The 21,974-nt window shown below is 35.7% G+C and carries 22 protein-coding genes; 17 read left to right on the top strand and 5 right to left on the bottom strand.

The features are described from left to right. Positions 1–151: 151 nt before the first annotated feature. Both rnjA and KM149_RS08620 read right to left on the bottom strand, forming a co-directional pair. A complete protein-coding gene (gene rnjA / locus KM149_RS08625) occupies positions 152–1,837 on the bottom strand; it encodes a ribonuclease J1 (protein ID WP_050331360.1) in 1,686 nt (561 codons plus the stop codon). After that, positions 1,837–2,052, bottom strand: a complete 216-nt coding sequence (locus KM149_RS08620) for a DNA-dependent RNA polymerase subunit epsilon (protein ID WP_016424756.1) — start codon at positions 2,050–2,052, stop codon at positions 1,837–1,839. The genes rnjA and KM149_RS08620 overlap by 1 nt, the downstream gene beginning before the upstream one ends. Before the next feature lie 342 nt (positions 2,053–2,394). Between KM149_RS08620 and KM149_RS08615 the strand changes: the two genes are divergently transcribed. Continuing rightward, entirely contained in the window at positions 2,395–2,664 is a 270-nt protein-coding gene (locus tag KM149_RS08615) for a hypothetical protein (protein ID WP_050331359.1), read from the top strand. 186 nt (positions 2,665–2,850) lie between these two features. Here KM149_RS08615 and def read toward each other — a convergent pair whose 3' ends face one another. Next, positions 2,851–3,402, bottom strand: coding sequence for a peptide deformylase (gene def, locus KM149_RS08610; protein WP_050345814.1), 552 nt, complete (start codon positions 3,400–3,402; stop codon positions 2,851–2,853). Between the two features lie 451 nt (positions 3,403–3,853). On the opposite strand from def, the gene KM149_RS08605 reads away from it, so the two are divergent. From KM149_RS08605 to KM149_RS08545, 13 genes are all read left to right on the top strand, one after another. After that, positions 3,854–4,486: a YkyA family protein gene (locus KM149_RS08605; protein WP_241415303.1), complete on the top strand. Its 633-nt coding sequence runs from the start codon at positions 3,854–3,856 to the stop codon at positions 4,484–4,486. A 159-nt stretch (positions 4,487–4,645) separates the two neighbouring features. After that, on the top strand, positions 4,646–5,758 hold the full coding sequence (gene pdhA / locus KM149_RS08600; RefSeq protein ID WP_050331357.1) for a pyruvate dehydrogenase (acetyl-transferring) E1 component subunit alpha: 1,113 nt from the start codon (positions 4,646–4,648) through the stop codon (positions 5,756–5,758). Between the two features lie 3 nt (positions 5,759–5,761). Further along, positions 5,762–6,739, top strand: a complete 978-nt coding sequence (locus tag KM149_RS08595) for an alpha-ketoacid dehydrogenase subunit beta (RefSeq protein ID WP_165545672.1) — start codon at positions 5,762–5,764, stop codon at positions 6,737–6,739. Positions 6,740–6,873: 134 nt separating this feature from the next. Beyond that, positions 6,874–8,175 (top strand): dihydrolipoamide acetyltransferase family protein, encoded by a 1,302-nt coding sequence (locus KM149_RS08590; protein WP_016424762.1) that lies wholly within the window; start codon positions 6,874–6,876, stop codon positions 8,173–8,175. A gap of 3 nt (positions 8,176–8,178) precedes the next feature. After that, the gene (lpdA, locus tag KM149_RS08585; protein WP_050331355.1) at positions 8,179–9,585 is read left to right on the top strand and encodes a dihydrolipoyl dehydrogenase; all 1,407 of its coding nucleotides are present in this window, start codon (positions 8,179–8,181) and stop codon (positions 9,583–9,585) included. Positions 9,586–9,708: 123 nt separating this feature from the next. Next, positions 9,709–9,981: a UPF0223 family protein gene (locus tag KM149_RS08580; RefSeq protein WP_050345812.1), complete on the top strand. Its 273-nt coding sequence runs from the start codon at positions 9,709–9,711 to the stop codon at positions 9,979–9,981. Positions 9,982–10,082: 101 nt separating this feature from the next. Then, positions 10,083–10,622 (top strand): helix-turn-helix domain-containing protein, encoded by a 540-nt coding sequence (locus KM149_RS08575; protein ID WP_165545671.1) that lies wholly within the window; start codon positions 10,083–10,085, stop codon positions 10,620–10,622. A gap of 13 nt (positions 10,623–10,635) precedes the next feature. After that, positions 10,636–11,736: an ABC transporter ATP-binding protein gene (locus KM149_RS08570; RefSeq protein WP_103356423.1), complete on the top strand. Its 1,101-nt coding sequence runs from the start codon at positions 10,636–10,638 to the stop codon at positions 11,734–11,736. After that, the gene (locus tag KM149_RS08565) at positions 11,723–12,529 is read left to right on the top strand and encodes an ABC transporter permease (RefSeq protein ID WP_060830092.1); all 807 of its coding nucleotides are present in this window, start codon (positions 11,723–11,725) and stop codon (positions 12,527–12,529) included. The genes KM149_RS08570 and KM149_RS08565 overlap by 14 nt, the downstream gene beginning before the upstream one ends. Then, the gene (locus KM149_RS08560) at positions 12,526–13,338 is read left to right on the top strand and encodes an ABC transporter permease (RefSeq protein WP_050345810.1); all 813 of its coding nucleotides are present in this window, start codon (positions 12,526–12,528) and stop codon (positions 13,336–13,338) included. The genes KM149_RS08565 and KM149_RS08560 overlap by 4 nt, the downstream gene beginning before the upstream one ends. Next, entirely contained in the window at positions 13,335–14,408 is a 1,074-nt protein-coding gene (locus KM149_RS08555) for an ABC transporter substrate-binding protein (RefSeq protein WP_165545669.1), read from the top strand. The genes KM149_RS08560 and KM149_RS08555 overlap by 4 nt, the downstream gene beginning before the upstream one ends. Positions 14,409–14,473: 65 nt before the next feature. Beyond that, positions 14,474–15,511: a lipoteichoic acid stability factor AuxB gene (auxB, locus tag KM149_RS08550; RefSeq protein ID WP_241415302.1), complete on the top strand. Its 1,038-nt coding sequence runs from the start codon at positions 14,474–14,476 to the stop codon at positions 15,509–15,511. A 479-nt stretch (positions 15,512–15,990) separates the two neighbouring features. Beyond that, positions 15,991–16,653 (top strand): DUF4064 domain-containing protein, encoded by a 663-nt coding sequence (locus KM149_RS08545; protein ID WP_182280517.1) that lies wholly within the window; start codon positions 15,991–15,993, stop codon positions 16,651–16,653. A gap of 56 nt (positions 16,654–16,709) precedes the next feature. On the opposite strand, the gene KM149_RS08540 is transcribed toward KM149_RS08545, so the two are convergent. Continuing rightward, on the bottom strand, positions 16,710–17,321 hold the full coding sequence (locus KM149_RS08540; RefSeq protein ID WP_050331346.1) for a YktB family protein: 612 nt from the start codon (positions 17,319–17,321) through the stop codon (positions 16,710–16,712). A gap of 115 nt (positions 17,322–17,436) precedes the next feature. Between KM149_RS08540 and KM149_RS08535 the strand changes: the two genes are divergently transcribed. Then, positions 17,437–18,255, top strand: a complete 819-nt coding sequence (locus tag KM149_RS08535) for an inositol monophosphatase family protein (protein ID WP_182280516.1) — start codon at positions 17,437–17,439, stop codon at positions 18,253–18,255. A 79-nt stretch (positions 18,256–18,334) separates the two neighbouring features. Here KM149_RS08535 and KM149_RS08530 read toward each other — a convergent pair whose 3' ends face one another. Further along, a complete protein-coding gene (locus KM149_RS08530) occupies positions 18,335–18,526 on the bottom strand; it encodes a DUF5325 family protein (RefSeq protein ID WP_228480309.1) in 192 nt (63 codons plus the stop codon). 92 nt (positions 18,527–18,618) lie between these two features. Here KM149_RS08530 and typA point away from each other — a divergent pair, with 92 nt between their 5' ends. Together typA and KM149_RS08520 are read left to right on the top strand one after the other, a co-directional pair. After that, positions 18,619–20,469, top strand: coding sequence for a translational GTPase TypA (typA, locus tag KM149_RS08525; protein ID WP_165545665.1), 1,851 nt, complete (start codon positions 18,619–18,621; stop codon positions 20,467–20,469). Between the two features lie 363 nt (positions 20,470–20,832). Next, positions 20,833–21,960, top strand: a complete 1,128-nt coding sequence (locus KM149_RS08520) for an NADH-dependent flavin oxidoreductase (RefSeq protein ID WP_050345804.1) — start codon at positions 20,833–20,835, stop codon at positions 21,958–21,960. Positions 21,961–21,974 lie beyond the last annotated feature (14 nt).

The following is a 21,974-nucleotide window of genomic DNA, read 5'->3' as shown; positions in this document are numbered from 1 at the left end:
AAAAGGACGAAGTTGGAACATGAATGTCAACTTCGTCCTTTTTGAGTTTAAACGCGCATTAAAGTTGTTGTAGCATTAAATAACAGAGGAGCTTACGAATTTGATTTTTCGCATGCCCCTCTGTTTTATCATATTTATATTATGACTTTAATTATTTTGTTTTATCATTTACTTTCATGATGACTGGTAAAATCATTGGTTTTCTTGCTGTTTTTTCATATAAATAAGGTTGCAATGTTTCAATAATAGAAGATTTAACTTGGTGCCATTGAATATTTTCATTGTTATTCAATTTATTAATCACATCTTGTTTGATTTTTTTCTGTGCATCATAGATTAATTGACCTGACTCACGCATATATACGAAACCGCGTGAAATAATATCAGGGCCTGATAAAAGTTTGTTCGTATTAAAATCAATACTCACAACGACAATAACTAGTCCTTCTTCAGACAAGAGTTTACGGTCTCTAATAACAACATTGCCGATGTCACCAATACCGCTACCATCGACAAGGACTGTGCCTGATGGGATACGACCTGCTTTACGTGCACTATCACGTGTAAGCGCAAGCACATCACCTATATCATGAATAAAAACATTTTCTTCTTTGACACCACAATCAATACCTGTTTGACCATGTGCCATTAGCATACGATATTCACCATGAATAGGTAAGAAGAACTTAGGTCGAATAAGGCGTAACATTAATTGTTGATCACCTTGAGACCCGTGTCCAGAAGTGTGAATATTTGATATTTTACTATGAATCACTTCTGCGCCCGCTTGATAAAGTGCATTGATCGTGCGATTAATACTTTTTGTATTACCTGGAATTGGTGAAGAACTGAAAACAACTGTATCTTCAGGAATAATTTTAATTTGCTTATGCGTACCATTAGCGATTCGAGATAAAGCGGCCATAGGCTCACCTTGAGAACCCGTACACAAAATAAGTAATTCGTGTTTTGGAATACTATTAATTTTACTTGGTTCTACAAAAGTTTCAGGTGGTGCTTTAACATAACCGAGTTCGGTACCGATCTTAATATTGTTTTCCATTGATCGACCAAATGTCACGATTTTTCGATTGTACTTTACAGCAGCTTCAACCGCTTGTTGGACACGGTAAATATTAGATGCAAATGTTGCAAAGATGATACGTCCAGTACAATTACGGAAAATTTTATCAACATTTTGACCGACTTCACGTTCACTTAAAGTGAAGTCGGGAACAAGGGAGTTCGTGGAGTCAGAAAGTAAACAAAGGACCCCTTCATCACCCAGTTTTGCCATTCTACCAATATTGGCAGGGGCACCTACAGGCGTAAAATCAAATTTAAAGTCGCCTGTGTGTACAACTTTACCTTCAGGTGTATCAACAACGACACCATAAGTTTCTGGAATACTGTGTGTTGTAAGGTAGAAACTAATTTTGAAATATTTAGATTCAATCACTGTATCTTCTGTGATTTCGTTTAAATTAGCTTGACGTAACAAATGATGTTCTTCTAATTTATTACGAATAAGACCTAATGCAAGCGGTCCGCTATAAATTGGTACGTTAATCTTTTTAAGCAGGTAGGGCACACCACCGATATGGTCTTCGTGACCATGTGTGATTACTAATCCCACGATTTTATCTTGATTCTGCTCAAGATACGTATAATCTGGTATAACATAATCGATACCAAGTAAACTATCGTCAGGGAATTTGATACCTGCATCAATGATTACGATTTCGTCTCTGTATTCAACGGCATAAGTATTTTTACCGACTTCACCTAAGCCGCCTAACGCATAGACGCCCACTTCATTTTTTTGAAGTTGTTTCATTATTGTGCTTTCTCCACGTTAAAATGATCGGATTGTTTTTCATACTCTAAATGTGCGCCCTCTAATTTAGTTATGAATTCAATATTGTAGTTGCGTTCTTTTAAGTAACGACGAACTTGTTCTTCTGTTTGTGCTTCAACATAAATCGTTTGTGTATTTTCACGTACAATCACTTCATCACGATTATGTTGATAAAATACTTTAAAAATTGACATTAATTCGTTCCTCCTAAATTGGATATCTCTTTATAATAAATCGATTTACATGCCACAGGGTTAAAAATTGAATTTTAAAATAAAAAACATGAACCGAATCATGATTAAACAATGTGTTCAATAACATTCAATTCATCATTTCATTCACTTTAATCTCGCATGTACATCGCTAATTTTGATTTCCGTTCTTGATGAGGTGTATTGTATTTCAAATACAGCCCAGTTGCTTTTATTTTACATGAAGTCATCGAATAAATAAAGCGGAATGTGATAAACTAAAATAGTACCTAAATGAGATAAATAGTATATCTCTTTAAAATGTCCCGAAAAAAGGTGATGAAGATGAAAAGTGTAGCGCAGTTATTAACAGAAGTTAAAGAGGAACGTAATCGAGAGGACAAAAAATTAATTGAGATTCAGTTCGAAGTCAGAAATGAACAAGTCACAATGTTTTTTGAATATGAAGAAGAGCAAGCAACACAAGATAACCACTACTTTATTAGACATCATCATGATCCAGAGTTTTTAGACATGGAAACTTTTGAATTACTTAAAGAGGCGTTGGATGATGAAGGAATTAGACATAAGCAAAGAAGAGATGTGTTTTTATAGTCTCAATGTAGGAAGGATTAACAAACAGTCTAAATAAGGCAATGATGTATATCACTACATATTTAACCTATCTACGGCTCAGGCGATAGCTCATTTAACGAAACCCCAAATCTCACTTAAATTCATCAGAGGTTTGGGGCTTTGCTATTTATAATTAGAATTTACTGAATATCAATTTGACAATATTTAAACTTCGACTGCACCATCTTTTGGCTTAAGTGGATTATCGTGATCAATGCGATCATAAAATAAAACGCCATCTAAATGATCAAGCTCATGCTGCACGACAATGGCGGGATAACCTTTAAGTCTCAAACTGATTTCATTACCATCGATATCATAACCTTTTAATTTGATTCGATAATGACGGTGAACTAAACCGGGCACGTCTTCGTCAACGCTTAGGCATCCTTCACCTGTAGGTAAATAACCATCTTGTACGCTATGGCTTACGATTTTAGGATTGACGATACCCATATCATATGAATTGCCATTTCCATCATCTGGTAAATAAATGGCAAACATACGTTTAGGTACATTGATTTGAGGTGCAGCGAGACCTACACCACTACGTAATTGATATTTTTCAGCAATTTCTGGATCTTGACTATTTCTTAAAAAAGTTTGCATATCTAATAAAGTTTGACGTTCTTCGTCAGTTAATGGGAACTCCACTTCCTTTGATCTTTGGCGAAGTGTTGGATGTCCATCTCTAATAATATCTTTCATTGTTAACATATTTGACACCTTCCTTACTTATTAATATATCAAAAAATGACTTAAAAGTGATAGTCGTTTACTCTTAATTACTCAATAATTATTTGACAAAATTAAAAAGGAAGTTGTGATTTTATTCTATACCATGCTAACATCTCTAAAAATGAAAAAGTGCCACTTTTAAGTATGGTTTAAGACGTATTTTACGGGTACCATATTATTTTAATTTAAATAGACATCCTTTAAAAGTTTACGCCAAGTTTAACATATTAATGCATAACATTGAGTTGTATGCGATGTGTTTTGGTATAATGACAAATGAGTGAGATATGAATCAGCAATTCAAAATCGTTACAATGATAAGCTTTTGTAAAGTAAAGTTATGAATTGACGCAGAAAACGAAGCATCATTTGAATTATGAAGGAAATTTCATTAATATAGCCATTGACAATATAAGGAGGACCATAAATTATGAAATTCAAAAAAACAATGGGTGTAGCAATGGCTGCAACGATATTGCTAGCAGGTTGTAACAACGACAAAGAGTATTTTGAGAATTACAATAATGGACTTGAAAAAATGCAAAAAGCAGAAGCGCCAATTCAAAACATTAATAAAGAAATGAATAAACTCGAAAAAGAGAAAGAAAAAATTTCTAAAGAAGTAAGTGGAAAAGATATTAGCAAAGTCCAAGATAAGGTTAAAGCTTTCTTAGATAATGCAGCACAAAGAGAAAAACAACTTGATAAAGAGTCTAAAGCAATGGCGCAATCAGAGAAAGATTTTCAAAATATCAAAAAAGAATCTAACAAAATTGAAGATAAAGATGACAAAAAAGAATACGACCAGTTAAACAAAGCATTAGAAGAAAAATATAAAAAGCATAAAGATTTTGTGAAAGGCTATCAAAATATTATTAATAAAGAGAAAGACTTATTTGGTTATTTCAAAAATTCTTCTGGCACACAACAAGAAGTGGATAAACGTTCCGAAGCTTTAAATAAAGCACAAAAAGAAATGAAGAAAAAGGTTGATAACTATACAAAAGCAATTCGAAAAGTTCAAACAGAGAAGCAAGATGTCGATGAAATCGCTAACAATTAGAATATAACAGTTCGAGTTCAATAGTATAACAGTTGGCTATACTGTTGTTATATCAAGTGTTACAGAAGTTGCATAAAACTATTTAACAGTTTTTATGTTTTGTGTTACACTAAAGTAAGTTGAATTATATTTATAAACGGGAAAGGTATGGTGAATTGCATGGCTGCTAAGTTAAAAGCCCAATTCGATGCAGAACAAGTATTGAAAGATACTGAGTCGAAATTTGAGATGGTTCAAATCTTAGATGCAGATGGAAATGTAACGAACGAAGATTTACTTCCGGATTTATCGGATGAACAGTTAGTTGAATTAATGAGAAGAATGGTATGGACACGTATTTTAGACCAACGTTCAATTTCATTGAACAGACAAGGTCGCCTTGGTTTCTACGCGCCGACTGCTGGTCAAGAAGCTTCACAATTAGCTTCACAATACGCTTTAGAACAAGAAGACTTTATTCTTCCTGGTTACCGTGATGTACCACAATTAATTTGGCACGGCTTACCATTGACTAAAGCATTTTTATTCTCACGTGGACACTTTGTAGGTAACCAAATGCCTGAAGGAGTGAATGCGTTAAGCCCACAAATCATTATTGGTGCACAATACATCCAAACTGCAGGTGTGGCACTAGGTCTTAAAAAACGAGGTAAAAAAGCCGTAGCTATCACTTATACTGGTGACGGTGGTTCTTCACAAGGTGACTTCTATGAAGGTATTAACTTTGCTTCAGCATACAAAGTACCTGCGATTTTTGTTATTCAAAATAACAACTACGCGATTTCAACACCACGTGATAAACAAACTGCAGCTAAATCATTAGCTCAAAAAGCAATTGCAGTAGGTATCCCTGGTATTCAAGTTGATGGTATGGATGCTTTGGCAGTATACCAAGCAACTAAAGAAGCACGTGAACGCGCAATTAATGGTGAAGGTCCAACATTAATTGAAACAATGACTTACCGTTATGGCCCACATACAATGGCTGGGGATGACCCAACGAAATATAGAACTTCTGATGAAGATTCAGAGTGGGAGAAAAAAGATCCGCTTGTTCGCTTCAGAAAATTCTTAGAAAATAAAGGCTTATGGTCAGAAGACAAAGAAAATGAAGTCATCGAACAAGCTAAAAATGAAATTAAAGCTGCTATTAAAGAAGCAGATAAAACAGAAAAACAAACTGTAACTTCATTAATGGAAATCATGTATGAAGATATGCCTTACAACCTTAAAGAACAATACGAAATCTACAAAGAGAAGGAGTCGAAGTAAGCCATGGCACAAATGACAATGGTTCAAGCGATTAATAATGCGCTAGCAACTGAACTTAAAAATGACGAAAACACTTTGTTATTTGGTGAAGACGTTGGTGTAAACGGCGGGGTATTCCGTGTAACAGAGGGTTTACAAAAAGAATTCGGTGAAGACCGTGTATTCGATACACCTTTAGCTGAATCAGGAATCGGTGGTTTAGCTTTAGGTCTTACAACACAAGGATACCGTCCTATTATGGAAATCCAATTCTTAGGTTTCGTATTTGAAGTATTCGACTCTGTTGCAGGACAAATTGCACGTCATCGTTTCCGTACAGGTAACTCTAAAGCTGCACCAATTACAATTCGTACACCATTTGGTGGGGGCGTACACACACCAGAATTGCATGCTGATAACTTAGAAGGTGTCTTAGCACAATCTCCTGGTTTGAAAGTTGTTATCCCATCAGGCCCATACGATGCAAAAGGATTATTAATCGAAAGTATCCGCAGCAATGATCCAGTTGTTTACCTTGAACATATGAAATTATATCGTTCATTCCGTGAAGAAGTACCAGAAGAAGAATATACTATTGAAATCGGTAAAGCTAACGTTAAACGTGAAGGTACTGATTTAACAATTATCGCTTACGGTGCGATGGTACAAGAATCATTAAAAGCAGCTGAAGAACTTGAAAAAGAAGGTCACTCAGTTGAAGTAATTGACTTACGTACAGTACAACCATTAGATATTGATACTTTAGTTGCATCAACTGAAAAAACAGGTCGTGTGGTTGTTGTTCAAGAAGCTCAAAAACAAGCAGGTGTTGGAGCGAACGTGGTATCAGAATTATCACAACGTGCCATCTTATCATTAGAAGCACCAATTGGTCGCGTAGCTGCACCAGATACGATTTACCCATTCACACAAGCAGAAAATGTTTGGTTACCAAATAAAAATGACATTATTGAGCAAGCAAAAGCAACGCTAGAATTTTAATAGAGAAATTGAGAAGATGTGTTAAACGAGAAAGTCACAGATGCACAAATGGAGAATGAAACGGTCGACCGTTTCTTCTCCTAAATCTGTGTGGATAACTTATTATTAAAAATTGATTTTTAGGAGGAAACAACGTGGCATTTGAATTTAGATTACCCGATATTGGTGAAGGTATCCACGAAGGTGAAATCGTAAAGTGGTTTGTTAAAGCTGGAGATACTATTGAAGAAGATGACGTATTATGTGAAGTACAAAATGATAAATCAGTTGTTGAAATTCCATCACCTGTAAGCGGTACTGTAGAAAAAGTACTCGTTGAAGAAGGAACAGTTGCAGTAGTCGGCGATACAATTGTAATGATTGACGCACCTGATGCTGAAGAAATGGAATTCAAAGGCGGTCATAGTCACGACGGTGGTTCTGATAAAGCAGAAGAAGCACCTCAAGAAGAAGCAAAAGCTGAACCAGCTGCAGCACCTCAAGAAGCTGGTGAAGTCGATGAAAATAGACACGTTAAAGCAATGCCGTCTGTACGTAAATATGCACGCGATAATAATGTCAACATTAAAGCTGTAAATGGTACAGGTAAAAATGGTAGAATTACTAAAGAAGATGTAAATGCATACATTAATGGTGGTGGCCAAGCAGCACCTGAATCACAAAGTGCATCAGCATCTGAAGCACCTCAAGAATCTGCAGCACCAGCAGCATCAACAGTTTCAACTGAAGGTGAATTCCCTGAAACAACTGAAAAAATCCCTGCAATGCGTAAAGCAATTGCTAAAGCAATGGTTAACTCTAAACATACAGCACCTCACGTAACATTAATGGATGAAATTGATGTTCAAGAATTATGGGATCACCGTAAGAAATTTAAAGAAATTGCTGCTGAGCAAGGTACAAAATTAACATTCTTACCATATGTTGTGAAAGCATTAGTTTCTGCATTGAAAAAATACCCAGCACTTAATACTTCATTTAATGAAGAAGCAGGTGAAGTTGTTCATAAACATTATTGGAACATCGGTATTGCAGCAGATACAGAAAGAGGTTTATTAGTGCCTGTTGTTAAAAATGCAGACCGTAAATCAATGTTCGAAATTTCAGATGAAATTAATGAACTTGCTGTAAAAGCTCGTGATGGTAAATTAACTTCTGACGAAATGAAAGGCGCAACATGTACAATCAGTAACATTGGTTCTGCAGGTGGTCAATGGTTCACACCAGTTATCAACCATCCAGAAGTTGCTATTTTAGGTATTGGCCGTATTGCACAAAAACCTATCGTAAAAGATGGTGAAATTGTAGCAGCGCCTGTATTAGCATTATCACTTAGCTTTGACCATAGACAAATCGATGGTGCAACAGGTCAAAATGCTATGAACCACATCAAACGTTTATTAAACAATCCAGAACTATTATTAATGGAGGGGTAAAATATGGTAGTCGGAGATTTTCCAATTGAAACAGATACTATTGTCATTGGGGCAGGTCCTGGTGGTTATGTTGCAGCAATCCGTGCTGCACAATTAGGTCAAAAAGTAACAATCGTTGAGAAAGGTAACTTAGGTGGTGTGTGTTTAAACGTAGGTTGTATTCCTTCTAAAGCGTTATTAAATGTTTCTCACCGCTTTGAGCAAGCTCAACACGGTTCAGACCTTGGTATTACAGCAGAAAATGTTTCTTTAGACTTCGGTAAAGTTCAAACTTTTAAAGGTTCAGTTGTTAACAAATTAACAAGCGGTGTAGAATCTTTATTAAAAGGTAATAAAGTTGAAATCGTTAAAGGTGAAGCTTATTTCGTTGATGCACACAGCTTACGTGTTATGGATGAAAAAAGTGCACAAACTTACAACTTTAAAAATGCTATCGTTGCAACAGGTTCACGTCCAATTCAAATTCCTAATTTTGAATTTGGTGGTCGTGTTCTTGATTCAACAGGCGCATTAAACTTACAAGAAGTACCAGAAAAATTAGTCGTTGTTGGTGGCGGTTATATCGGTTCAGAATTAGGTACTGCTTATGCGAACTTCGGTACTGAAGTAACAATTCTTGAAGGTGCAAAAGAAATCTTAGGCGGTTTCGAAAAACAAATGGTTGCGCCAGTTAAGAAAGAAATGAAAGCTAAAGGTATGAAGATCGAAACTGAAGCTTTAGCTAAATCTGCTGAAGAAACTGAAAATGGCGTTAAAGTGACTTATGAAGTTAAAGGCGAAGAAAAAACAATCGAAGCTGACTACGTATTAGTAACTGTAGGTCGCCGTCCAAATACAGACGAGCTTGGTTTAGAAGAAGCAGGCGTTAAACTTACAGATCGTGGTTTAATTGAAGTCGATAAACAAAGCCGTACTTCTGTTGATAGTATCTATGCAATTGGTGATATTGTTCCAGGATTACCATTAGCACACAAAGCAAGTTATGAAGCAAAAGTTGCTGCTGAAGCGATTGCTGGACAAAATGCAGAAGTAGATTACATTGGTATGCCAGCGGTATGTTTCACTGAGCCTGAATTGGCACAAGTGGGTTATACTGAAGCACAAGCTAAAGAAGAAGGCATCGAATATAAAGCTTCTAAATTCCCTTATCAAGCAAACGGCCGTGCATTATCATTAGATGATACAAACGGATTCGTTAAATTGATTACACTTAAAGAAGATGACACATTAATCGGTGCGCAAGTGGTAGGTACAAGTGCATCAGATGTGATCGCTGAACTAGGTTTAGCAATTGAATCAGGTATGAACGCTGAAGACATCGCTTTAACTGTACATGCCCACCCAACTTTAGGTGAAATGAGCATGGAAGCAGCTGAAAAAGCTTTAGGATTACCAATCCATACAATGTAATAATAGTTATATAGACGAGGGACTGAAACATCACTGTTTCAGTCCCTTTTTTCATTTCTCGAACAATGTTAGAATGAACAACGAGATGTGTGGAATGGATTCCAACTTTAAGGAGGGGCTAGAATGGATTATCATTATCCGATTGATATGGACTGGTCAAAAGATGAAATTATGGATGTCATTACATTTTTTAATGCGATTGAATCCTACTATGAACAACATATTGCAAGAGAAGTTTTAATGGCACGTTATCGTCGTTTTAAAGCAGTTGTTCCTGGTAAAGCGGATGAGAAACGTATTTTTGAGGATTTCAGAAAGCACAGTGGCTATGACAGCTATTTTGTAATGAAACAAGCTAAAGAAAATCCGGATCAAGAAATTTTATCAAACAAGTAAAAAACTATTGTAATTTCGTGAGCGATTTGTTATTTTTATTAAGCATTAAACAAAATGTTTAGTAAAAGTAAACAAGTCGCTTTTTTGAGTGGAGGAACTTTATGGAGATTGGTCAAAAGATTAAAAACTTGAGACGCTTAAAAAATTTAACGCAAGAAGAGCTTGGTGAAAGGACAGATTTATCTAAGGGCTATATTTCTCAAATTGAGAGTAATAAAACTTCTCCAAGCATGGAAACATTCTTAAATATTCTAGAAGTGTTAGGTACTTCTCCAAAAGAATTTTTTGATACGAAATACGTCACAAAAGTACATTATCCAAAAAATGAGCAACTGACTTATGATGAAGATGAAAAAGGGTATTTTTTACAATGGCCAGTAAAACGTTCGAATGAGTTTGATATGGAACCTTTATTACTGACATTGCAACCTTATGCGTCATATAAAGATTTTCAGCCTTCTGTCTCTGACACATTTGTATATTGTTTAGAAGGGAAGGTTACACTAACTTTAGGCGATCATCAATATACTGCTGAACCGGGGGATGCACTTTATTTTAAAGCACATGCCACACACCGTTTATCTAATGCGGGTCATGTTTGTGCAAAGTTGATGATTGTTGCTACATCATCATATTTATAGGAGGGTTTTAGAATTGAGTGAGTTATTATCTTTTAAGAAGATTACTAAAAAGTATGATGAAACGACAATTTTAGATGCAGTCGATTTAGAGATAGAATCTGGTTATTTTTATACTATACTTGGGCCATCAGGATGTGGTAAGACGACGATGCTAAGACTGATTGCCGGGTTTGAATCACCGGACGTGGGAGAAATTGTGTATTTAGGTAAAAATATTAATCAACGGCCTGCAAATCAGCGACAAGTCAATACCGTTTTCCAAGATTATGCTTTATTTCCACATTTAAATGTATATGATAATGTGGCATTTGGTTTGAAATTAAAAAAGCTAAATAAGCAACAAATTGATGAAAAAGTAAAAGAAGCACTTAAATTAGTAAAACTTGAAAGATATATTGAAAGTTCTATACATGCATTAAGTGGTGGACAAAAACAACGTATTGCGATAGCACGTGCAATTGTCAATGAACCAGAGATTTTACTACTCGATGAATCGTTATCTGCATTAGATTTGAAATTGCGTACTGAAATGCAATATGAATTAAGAGCGTTGCAGAAACGACTTGGAATCACTTTCGTATTCGTAACACATGATCAAGAAGAAGCTTTAGCGATGAGCGACTTCATTTTCGTCATGCGTGAAGGAAAAATTGAACAATTTGGAACACCACTTGATATTTATGATGAGCCTGTCAATCGATTTGTGGCAGATTTTATTGGTGAATCGAATATCGTTGAGGGTGTTATGATGGAGGACTATATCGTCAATATCTATGGTCAAAACTTTGATTGTGTAGATAAAGACATCCCATCACAAACGCAAGTCGATGTCGTTATTCGACCAGAAGATATTACAGTTGTTCCTGAAGAAAAAGGGCTTTTTAAAGCGACTGTGACGAGTTCGCTATTTAGAGGTGTACATTACGAAATGATATGTGAAGATCGAAAAGGGTATGAATGGACAATTCAATCGACTAAAAATGCAAATATAGGAGCGCGTGTGGGACTCGACTTTGAGCCAGAAGCGATTCATATCATGGTGCCGGGTGAAACTGAAGAAGAGTTTGATAAACGAATAGAAGGTTATGGAGAATTAAACTATGAAACACATTAATCGTTGGCTCGCTATCCCTTATTTGCTATGGATGGTTTTCTTCATTATCATACCTGTCGTTTTACTCCTTTATTTTTCATTCGTCAATGAAAATGGACACTTTACTTTGATGAATTATCGTCAATTTTTAACAGCACATTATATGATGATGCTCGGTGAATCTATTATTTATGCCTTTATAATTACCTTGATTTGTCTTTTAGTCAGTTATCCGGCTGCGTATTTTATTCAACAATCTAAAAATGCAGCCACTTGGTTGTTAATCATGATTATACCAACATGGATGAATTTACTACTTAAGACATATGCATTTATTGGTATTTTCAGTCATGATGGATTTATCAACAAAATTTTGATGTCCTTTCATCTACCAGCACAGCCTATACTATTTACAGCGCCAGCCTTTATCTTTGTTTCGGCATATATTTATATTCCGTTTATGTTACTTCCAATTTATAACAGTATGAAAGATATCCCTGATCAACTCTTTTTTGCAGCACAAGACTTAGGGGCAAGTCGAGCGACGGTGATTAGAAAAGTTTTATTACCGTTAACGGCTGAAGGTGTAAAAACAGGTATTCAAGTGACTTTTATTCCTGCATTATCTTTATTTATGATTACAAGATTGATTGCCGGTAATAAAGTGATTAATATTGGTACAGCGATTGAAGAACAGTTTTTGGTGATACAAAACTATGGTATGGGCTCAACAATTGCAATATTTTTAGTGCTATTCATGGCATTTGTCATGGTATTAACACGAAGTAAGCAAAAAGGGGGCACATCAAAATGAAATGGTACGGTAAAACTTATTTGTACACTTTATTAGTCGTTTTGTATTTGCCGATATTCTTTTTAATGTTGTATTCATTTAATAGTGCAGGGAATATGACACATTTTGAAGGGTTTACATGGGAACATTATCAAGCTTTATTTCAAAATAAACATCTCTTGCAAGTTGTTTTTAATACGATTGCGGTTGCGTTATTAGCAGCGAGTATTGCAACCATAATTGGTGTTTTTGGAGCATTGTTGTTGTACCAACTTCGGAACCAAACATTAAAAATGTCATTGCTCACTTTAAATAACGTTTTAATGGTTTCTTCTGATGTTGTAATCGGAGCTTCATTTTTAATTATGTTTACAGCGATTGGTCATTTTACTGGATATGGATTAGGTTTTACATCTGTCCTCATTTCACATATTGCCTTTTGTATCCCTATTGTCGTCATTATCGTTTTACCAAAATTATACGAAATGAATGATTCAATCATGAATGCAGCACGTGATTTAGGTGCTACAGAGTTTCAATTATTGAGTAAGGTGCTCATTCCGCATATCATGCCGGGAATTATTGGCGGCTTTTTTATGGCGTTAACTTATTCTCTGGATGATTTTACAGTTAGTTTCTTTGTGACAGGTAACGGCTTTAGTGTTTTATCTGTTGAAATCTATGCGATGGCACGACGTGGTGTGAGTATGGAAATTAATGCAATTTCTACGATTTTATTTGCATTGATTATGGTTGGCTTAATCAGCTATCAGTTGATACAACGCCATAAACAGAAGAAGCAATCCAGTAAAAGAGGTGTGACGATATGAAACAATTGATACAACTCATTGGTGGCGCACTCTTACTGGGTTTAATCAGTTTGGGTGTCGGGTATTGGATTAACCATGATGAAATTGGTGGTAAGCAACAAGAAAAGCTGTACGTCTACAATTGGGGAGAATATATTGATCCTGAAATAATTCAGCAATTTGAACACAAAACAGGGATACAAGTGGTTTATGAAACATTTGATTCTAACGAAGCGATGGAGGCAAAAATTCGCAATGGCGGAACGCATTATGATGTGGCCTTTCCGAGTGATTACACGATAGAAAAAATGAGTAAAGCGCATTTATTGCGTCCACTTGACCATCAAAAAATTCCAAACATGAAGCATCTAGACCCGCATTATATGAATCAGCCTTTTGACCCTAAAAACACTTATTCGATTCCATATTTCTTTGGTACAGTCGGCATCTTATATAATAAAGAAAAATATCCTGATATTGATTTTAATAGTTGGAATGATTTAAAAAATCCACGGTTAAAAAACAATGTATTATTGGTGGATGGCGCCCGAGAAATTATGGGTCTATCCCTCAATAGTTTGGGGTATAGTTTAAATGATACGAATGCGGCACATTTAAAATCGGCAGAACAAAACTTAAAAACGTTTTCTCCTAATATTCGAGGTGTTGTAGGCGATGAAATAAAAATGATGCTTGAGCAACATGAGGCGAATGTTGCCGTCATTTGGAGCGGTTCGGCAGCACCATTGTTTCAAGAAAACGATGACTTTGACTATGTCGTGCCAAAAGAAGGTTCAAATTTATGGTTTGATAATATGGTCATTCCTAAAACTGCACAAAATGTTGAAGGAGCACATCAATTTATTAACTTTTTGTTGGATCCTAAAGTGAGTAAGCAAAATACCGAATGGGTGGGTTATGGTACACCCAATCAAACGGCTAGAAAATTATTGCCAAAAGAAATGAGTCACGATCATCGTGTTTATCCAACACGACAAGAGCAAAAACGTCTTGAAGTATACAAAGATTTAGGGCCAGATGTTTTAAATGAATACAATGAGCGTTTCCTGAATTTCAAAATGGCATTATGATTCTAGTGATTTCAATTGAGTTTAGTTATAATTAAATGAGTAAGATAAATAAGAGGAGTGGAAGCATGACTGGAGAAGCATATACACAAATCAGTCGTCCTGTAAATCGCCTTGCTGAGAAGATTCTTGGCTGGTTGAGTTGGATTTTATTATTAGGTGCTACAGTTGTGGCGATGTTTTTTGGCTTGGTTCTCTTTAGTAACGAGAATTCAATTCAAAGGCTAGAAAATGGGGTTGCCAATAACGCCACTTTGCAAGATTTTTTAGCGAGTAATAATTTAAATGCAACCCAACTTGTGATTATGTTACAGAACGGTGTATGGGCATTTATCGTATATTTAATCGTATGTCTATTGATTTCATTCCTAGCATTGATTTCAATGAATCATCGTATTGTATCAGGACTACTATTTTTGTTAGTAGCGATTATTACATTACCATTATTTTTTATTTTAGTTCCATTATTCTTTTTTATTGTTTCACTAATGATGTTTGGAAGAAAAGAAAAGTATGAACTTGTACCTATGTACCAAGAAATGGGTGGCTATCCATCATATAGAGAGAATACGTATGATGAAGATGAGGGGGATATGCCTCTTACGCAACCGGTACACGTCAATGTGGAGAATGAGGAAACGCATGCTGAAAAAGAGGGGACATCTGATGACGAACCGGTCGTATTATCACGGTCTGCAAAGTATAATCATAAGCCGATTAAGAAAAATGAGAATGAACAATCAGCACATGATATCAATGATGCAGAAGACGACACTCTCATATATGATAGTCGTACAATGTCACACCAAACTGAGGCTGAACAAGATGTGGAAAATGATATAACGGCTTCAGAAGAATATGGTGAGGCTGATACGGTTACATCACCTGAAGCGCTTAAAGCACAACGTAAGCAAGAGAAAGCAGAACGCAAAGCACAACGTAAAGAAGAGAAAAAAGCACGTAAGGCGTATGAAAAAGAACAAAGAAAGCATAGAGTGAGTGCATCGACACAACGTCGCCAAAATTACGATAATCGTTTGAAACTGCAACAAGACAGACCGAAACAGTCTGCTGAAGACAGCCAGCAAGAAGACGAAAAGCAATAAGTTATTCGAATCGCAAAATAAAAAAGGCACTTATTTCAGTGCATGCCTTTAATCATTAAAAGTTAGATTTTAGTATCGCTTTGAGATTAGACATGAACATCGGAATAAGTGCCTTTTAATAATGTAGAAAATAGGTCAAGCTTGCCAATATACTTTGCAACGAATATGATAATAAAAGTCTCAATAAATTGTAGGTTTAGTCTATTTATTCAAATTTTAATATAATTATCTTTAAATCTTATCTATTTTAATATATCATTAATTTTAGGTGTCCGTTTGACGTTGGGTACCAACCCGTGTATGACGTCGAAGATATTGATTTTATTTTTATTAATAGAAGATGAAACTTATGGCTTTATTGTAAAATGATGTAAGTTTGTGTTAGACACCCCAAAAAAATTTAGCACTACAGATAATATTAATTATTATGGGTTTACAAGCTTGAAAAAAGGCAATACAGTCAATAAGGAGGTTTTAATATGTCAGATCAATATGTTTATAATCAACATGAAAATCATGAACGCATCGTCAATAAAAATGATGCAAAAGTACCATTTAAGCGTACAGCAGAGAAAATTTTAACGTGGGTAGGTATTGTTCTACACGCGATTTGGGTCATTTTTATTATTGGTGCAATTGCTATTTTTAAGAATCCAGAATTCCAACAACAAATTGAGATGACCGGTCAAGATGCATCTCAATTGAATAGTATTAATCCAACTTCATTGATTACTTTTCTTGTTCCTTTAGTTATTGCGCTTGTGGCTGTATTCTTGTTTAAAAAGCCTATTTTAGCAGGGATATTACTGATCATAGCTGCTGCAACAGGTGTATTTTTAAGCGCAAGTTTGATTTCAGGGATTTTGTGGTTAATCGCAGGTATTATGTTACTTGTCCGCAAGCCAAAAAGTGGAAACTACATTTATCAAAATCCTAAACACCGTTCACAACAATATCAAGAAAATCCTCAAGATGTTGAAGCACAACGTCACCAGGATAGACAAAATGTTGTACATGAACCACAAGATAGGGAAATTGATCACAACAAAGCGCAACATACAGAAAATAACGGAAATCAGTATCAAAATAATAGAGATGAATCACTAAAAAGATTAGATGATTTAGATCGAGATGATAAGTAATAATAAAAAGACTTGGCTGTGACCAAGTCTTTTTATTATGGCGCGTATGCTTTCCACTAACCGTAAAATTTTAAAAGATGCTTAAATGTATCTTCTAAAAAGGCAATAAATGCTTTATCCGTTTTCAAATGCTCAGATTGAGGAGGGATTGCACGTGCTACAAAAAACTCGCCCTTTTTAACATTTTTAGCGCGTGCGATGCCTTTTTGAACTTCTTCTTTTGATAAATCTTGTATACGAGATTTATCAGGCTGTGTATGATCTAAAGATATTTGGAAGTCGCTAGGCAGATCAAGAAGCGTTTCGAATTTGTTTTCAAATACTTCAACATCTTTAGCTTTATTTTTATCTTCATGCATAAGTCCATACATGACAAACAAGTGATCTTCGAATAAGCCAATCTGAAAATGAGGCATCATTTTATAACCTCGTTTATTTGTTGCTAAAGCGACCCAAGTATCTTTGGGCGGGTTGACTGTACGTCTAGCATGTTTAGCTACATGTGCATAAAAAGTATCGCCAGTTAAAGTTTCAAGATAATCCGTAAAATAATCTCCAAGTGCGTGTAATTGAGGTCGAATTTGTTGTTCTAAAGCTTCCATTCTTGCATCTAGACCTTCTACTTCAAAGACTTTAAAATCTTTGGGTTTAAACGTATATTTTGTCATCATACGCCTCCTTATGTATCCGTGTTGAACTGATTTCATTGTAGCATATACCGAACTGCGAAACATTCATCTTGCCCCATTTTAGTGTATAATGAAATTAATAGGAGTGAGTCGAATGCATTTATATGATTTTGCGAAAAGTTTAGTTTTAGAAGCAGGAAATAATATTAGAAAAAAGATGGGTGACACACTTGCAATTGAAGCTAAGTCGAACCCCAATGATTTAGTAACGAATGTAGATAAAGAGACAGAGCAGTTTATTGTGAGTCAAATCCAAGAGAGCTATCCAAATCATCGCATTATTGGTGAAGAAGGCCACGGTCATGACATTGAAACGACTGAAGGCATTGTCTGGGTGATTGACCCGATTGATGGTACGTTAAACTTTATTCATCAAAGTGAAAACTTTGCAATATCAATAGGTATCTTTAAAGAAGGGAAGCCTTATGCAGGGTTTGTCTATGATGTGATGAGAGATGTACTTTACCATGCCAAATCAGGTAAAGGGGCATTGATGAATGAAGAACCTTTACCTCTTTTAGAGGATACCGTCGTAAGTGAGAGTATTATTGGGATGAATCCGAACTGGCTCACAAAACCTAAATTAAGCACAATGTTAGTACCTATCGTAAGTGACTCAAGAAGTGCACGCGCATATGGCTCAGCAGCACTCGAAATTGTATATGTTGCTACAGGGCAGCTTGCCGCATATATGACACCACGTTTACAACCGTGGGATTATGCTGGAGGCATCATTATATTAGAAGAAGTTGGCGGGATTGCGACAAATTTCTTAGGTGAACCTTTAGCAATGACGTATCCAAATTCTGTTCTCGTAGGAAATAAAAAAGTACACACAGCAATTCGACAGGATTATTTACGTCAGCATGATGAGACACTCATAGCTTTGCATGAAAAGTTGAAAAACAAGTAAAATGGGTATAAACAAAGGGCTGGGACATCAATCTGTCTCAGCCCTTAAATTTATTAAAAGATGCAGTCATTCGTGGTTGTTATAGCCAATCATTTTCACGGTATTTCTTTTTTAAAGAAAAGCCTACACCAAACGTTGCTACCATTAAAATAAATGTGACGATCATCCAAAATACATTGGTTGCAGCGATTGCAAAGCTAAACATCGTTAAAAAGAAAATTGCAAGAATTGATAGCAATAAAAAAATTGATTGAGATTTTTTCATCTTAATCCCACCTAACTCTATTTCTTCATTTCATTTCTATGATATAATAAACGAGTTGTAAAAGAAAGTGGTAATTTACCCGAGAAAGGAATTAAAGTATGACAAAATTTAGAGAAGATGTTCGTAACATTGCGATTATCGCTCACGTAGACCATGGTAAAACGACATTGGTTGATGAACTATTAAAACAATCTGGTATTTTTCGTGAGAATGAGCATGTTGAAGAACGTGCGATGGATTCTAATGACTTAGAAAGAGAACGTGGGATCACAATATTAGCGAAAAATACAGCAGTTAACTATAAAGACACACGTATTAATATTTTAGATACACCTGGGCACGCTGACTTCGGAGGAGAAGTTGAGCGCATTATGAAAATGGTAGACGGTGTTGTTTTAGTTGTAGATGCATATGAGGGGACAATGCCACAAACACGATTTGTTTTGAAAAAGGCATTAGAGCAGAACTTGAAACCTGTTGTTGTTGTGAATAAAATTGATAAACCTTCAGCACGTCCTGAGGGAGTGGTGGATGAAGTTTTAGATTTATTCATTGAACTTGATGCAAATGATGATCAACTTGAGTTTCCTGTTGTCTATGCTTCTGCGATTAATGGTACTGCAAGTCTTGATCCTGAAAAACAAGATGAAAATATGCAAAGCTTATATGAAACGATTTTAGAATACATTCCAGCACCTATAGATAATCGTGACGAGCCTTTACAATTCCAACCTGCATTGCTTGACTATAATGATTATGTAGGTCGTATTGGAATAGGGCGTGTGTTTAGAGGGACTATGCGCGTCGGTGAAAGCGTATCATTATTAAAATTAGATGGTTCAGTTAAAAATTTCCGTGTGACTAAAATATTTGGTTATTTTGGTTTAAAACGAGAAGAAATTCAAGAAGCCTATGCAGGTGATTTGATTGCTGTCTCAGGTATGGAAGACATTAACGTAGGTGAAACAATTACACCACAAGATCATCAAGATGCATTACCTGTATTACGTATTGATGAACCAACACTTGAAATGACTTTTAAAGTGAATAATTCACCATTTGCAGGTAGGGAAGGTCAATTTGTAACGGCACGACAAATTCAAGAACGTTTAGACAACCAACTTGAAACAGACGTATCATTGAAAGTTACCCCAACAGATTCACCAGATGCATGGACAGTTGCAGGACGTGGGGAACTTCACTTATCAATTTTAATCGAAAATATGAGACGTGAAGGTTTTGAATTACAAGTTTCAAAACCACAAGTTATTCTAAAAGATATTGATGGTGTGTTATATGAACCATTTGAACGTGTTCAAGCTGAAGTGCCAGAAGAATATTCAGGTGCAGTGATTGAGTCTTTAGGTCAACGTAAAGGTGAAATGGTGGATATGGTAACGACAGATAATGGATTGACACGTCTAATCTTTAACGTACCTGCGCGTGGATTAATTGGTTATACAACTGAATTCATGTCTATGACACGTGGTTACGGTATCATTAACCATACATTTGATGAATTTAGACCTCGTATTAAAGGTCGTATTGGTGGACGTCGTAACGGTGTGTTAGTTTCTATGGACCAAGGATCTGCAAGTGAATATGCGATTTTAGGTTTAGAAGACCGTGGTATTAACTTTATGGAACCTGGAACAGATGTATACGAAGGGATGATTGTAGGTCAAAACAATAGAGAAAATGATTTGACTGTCAATATTACTAAAGTTAAACATCAAACTAACGTACGTTCTGCGACAAAAGATCAAACAGAAACAATGAAAAAACCTCGTAAGTTATCGTTAGAAGAAGCGTTAGAGTTTATTAACGATGATGAATTGGTAGAGGTAACACCTGAAAACGTTAGATTGAGAAAGAAAATTTTAAATAAAGGCCTACGTGAAAAAGAAGCCAAACGTATTAAACAAATGATGGAATCAGAAGACAATTAATAAAATGCGACAGGTGAAAGTTGCTAATCAGGATGTGTGGATTAGACTGGTTAGATAACATGTAGCATGATACACGAAGCATTTAAGTCAATGTGTATCGTAATGATGTAACTTTCATTTAAAAGAGTGAGACAAAAATCGATTTGATTTTAACGTCTTGCTCTTTTTATTATAGGTGAGAAGTGTCTACAGAAATTCTTTACAATCGTTATTGTGTTTGCATTGTTAACTAAATGTACTTGATTAATTGAAAATAGCGAATTTTTTAAATAAGAGTAAATTTGTTTTAATATAAGCTGTTTATTTTATTTATAATCGGTCTTGTATTAAAATGTGTTCGAACACATTTGAGGAGGAGTTAAAATGGAGCAAAAGTTTGAGCCATTATTCGAGTCACTAAAATTACCTAACGGAAGCACATTAAGAAATCGATTTGTCTTAGCACCGTTAACACATACGTTGTCAAATGATGATGGGACAACGTCTTCTACAGAGTTGGGTTATATTGAACCTCGAGCAAAAGATGTAGGTTTAGCTATTTCAGCTGCAAGCTATATCAATATTGAAGGTAAAGCATTTCCTGGTGAACCATCAGTATCGAAAAAAGAAGATTTACCTGGATTGAAAGAACTAGCGCGTACAATGAAAAAAGGAGGCGCTAAAGCAGTCATCCAAATTCACCACGGGGGCGCTAAAGCTTTGCCAGAATTGGTTCCTAATGGTGATGTAAAAGCACCTAGCGCACTTTCAACAGGTGGTTTTGGTCACAAAGAACCACACGAAGTGCGTGCGATGACTGTTGAAGAAATTCAACAAGCTATTGTTGATTATGGTAAAGCAGCTTCACTAGCTATTGAAGCTGGATTTGATGGCGTTGAAATTCATGGTGCGAATCACTATCTCATCCATCAGTTTGTATCTCCATTTTATAATCGTCGAGAAGATGAGTGGGGCGAGCCTCTTCGTTTTCCTATGGCTGTTGTTAATGAAGTATTACGTGTCGTTAATGAAGAAGCACCAGATGACTTTATTGTAGGTTATCGTTTTTCACCAGAGGAAGCGGAAGACCCAGGAATTTCAATGGAACTCACACAACGTTTAGTGAGTGAGTTAATTGAAAAACCACTTGATTATCTTCACGTTTCACTGATGGATATTCACTCAGTAACACGCGAGGGTAAATATAAAGGTCAAAAACGTATCGACCTATTGCTTGATTGGATTAACAATCGTATGCCACTAATTGGTGTCGGTGCCATCTTTACTGCTGATGATGCGGTAAGTGCATTGAGTACAGGCGTTCCGTTAGTGTGCCTTGGACGTGAGCTATTATTCGATCCAGCATACATTTCGAAAATTAAATCTGGTCAAACAGATGAAATCATTTCATATTTCGATCCAGAACGTGAAGATAAACACCAATTACCTGAGAGATTATGGGAAGCATTTGCTTCAGGTTTTTACCCATATCCTAAAAAAGAAGAAGCATAAACTATAGAAATAAA

The organism is Staphylococcus coagulans (assembly GCF_022557135.1).
Lineage (GTDB): Bacteria > Bacillota > Bacilli > Staphylococcales > Staphylococcaceae > Staphylococcus > Staphylococcus coagulans.
The sequence above is the reverse complement of the archived record's forward strand: the minus strand, read 5'-3'. Positions and strand labels throughout refer to the sequence as shown.

Bases quoted from the DNA above. Each gene is read 5' to 3' on its own strand.
- rnjA (WP_050331360.1), bottom strand. From the start codon at position 1,837: ATGAAACAACTTCAAAAAAATGAAGTGGGCGTCTATGCGTTAGGCGGC.
- KM149_RS08620 (WP_016424756.1), bottom strand. From the start codon at position 2,052: ATGTCAATTTTTAAAGTATTTTATCAACATAATCGTGATGAAGTGATT.
- KM149_RS08615 (WP_050331359.1), top strand. From the start codon at position 2,395: ATGAAAAGTGTAGCGCAGTTATTAACAGAAGTTAAAGAGGAACGTAAT.
- def (WP_050345814.1), bottom strand. From the start codon at position 3,402: ATGTTAACAATGAAAGATATTATTAGAGATGGACATCCAACACTTCGC.
- KM149_RS08605 (WP_241415303.1), top strand. From the start codon at position 3,854: ATGAAATTCAAAAAAACAATGGGTGTAGCAATGGCTGCAACGATATTG.
- pdhA (WP_050331357.1), top strand. From the start codon at position 4,646: ATGGCTGCTAAGTTAAAAGCCCAATTCGATGCAGAACAAGTATTGAAA.
- KM149_RS08595 (WP_165545672.1), top strand. From the start codon at position 5,762: ATGGCACAAATGACAATGGTTCAAGCGATTAATAATGCGCTAGCAACT.
- lpdA (WP_050331355.1), top strand. From the start codon at position 8,179: ATGGTAGTCGGAGATTTTCCAATTGAAACAGATACTATTGTCATTGGG.
- KM149_RS08580 (WP_050345812.1), top strand. From the start codon at position 9,709: ATGGATTATCATTATCCGATTGATATGGACTGGTCAAAAGATGAAATT.
- KM149_RS08575 (WP_165545671.1), top strand. From the start codon at position 10,083: ATGGAGATTGGTCAAAAGATTAAAAACTTGAGACGCTTAAAAAATTTA.
- KM149_RS08565 (WP_060830092.1), top strand. From the start codon at position 11,723: ATGAAACACATTAATCGTTGGCTCGCTATCCCTTATTTGCTATGGATG.
- KM149_RS08560 (WP_050345810.1), top strand. From the start codon at position 12,526: ATGAAATGGTACGGTAAAACTTATTTGTACACTTTATTAGTCGTTTTG.
- KM149_RS08555 (WP_165545669.1), top strand. From the start codon at position 13,335: ATGAAACAATTGATACAACTCATTGGTGGCGCACTCTTACTGGGTTTA.
- auxB (WP_241415302.1), top strand. From the start codon at position 14,474: ATGACTGGAGAAGCATATACACAAATCAGTCGTCCTGTAAATCGCCTT.
- KM149_RS08545 (WP_182280517.1), top strand. From the start codon at position 15,991: ATGTCAGATCAATATGTTTATAATCAACATGAAAATCATGAACGCATC.
- KM149_RS08540 (WP_050331346.1), bottom strand. From the start codon at position 17,321: ATGACAAAATATACGTTTAAACCCAAAGATTTTAAAGTCTTTGAAGTA.
- KM149_RS08535 (WP_182280516.1), top strand. From the start codon at position 17,437: ATGCATTTATATGATTTTGCGAAAAGTTTAGTTTTAGAAGCAGGAAAT.
- typA (WP_165545665.1), top strand. From the start codon at position 18,619: ATGACAAAATTTAGAGAAGATGTTCGTAACATTGCGATTATCGCTCAC.
- KM149_RS08520 (WP_050345804.1), top strand. From the start codon at position 20,833: ATGGAGCAAAAGTTTGAGCCATTATTCGAGTCACTAAAATTACCTAAC.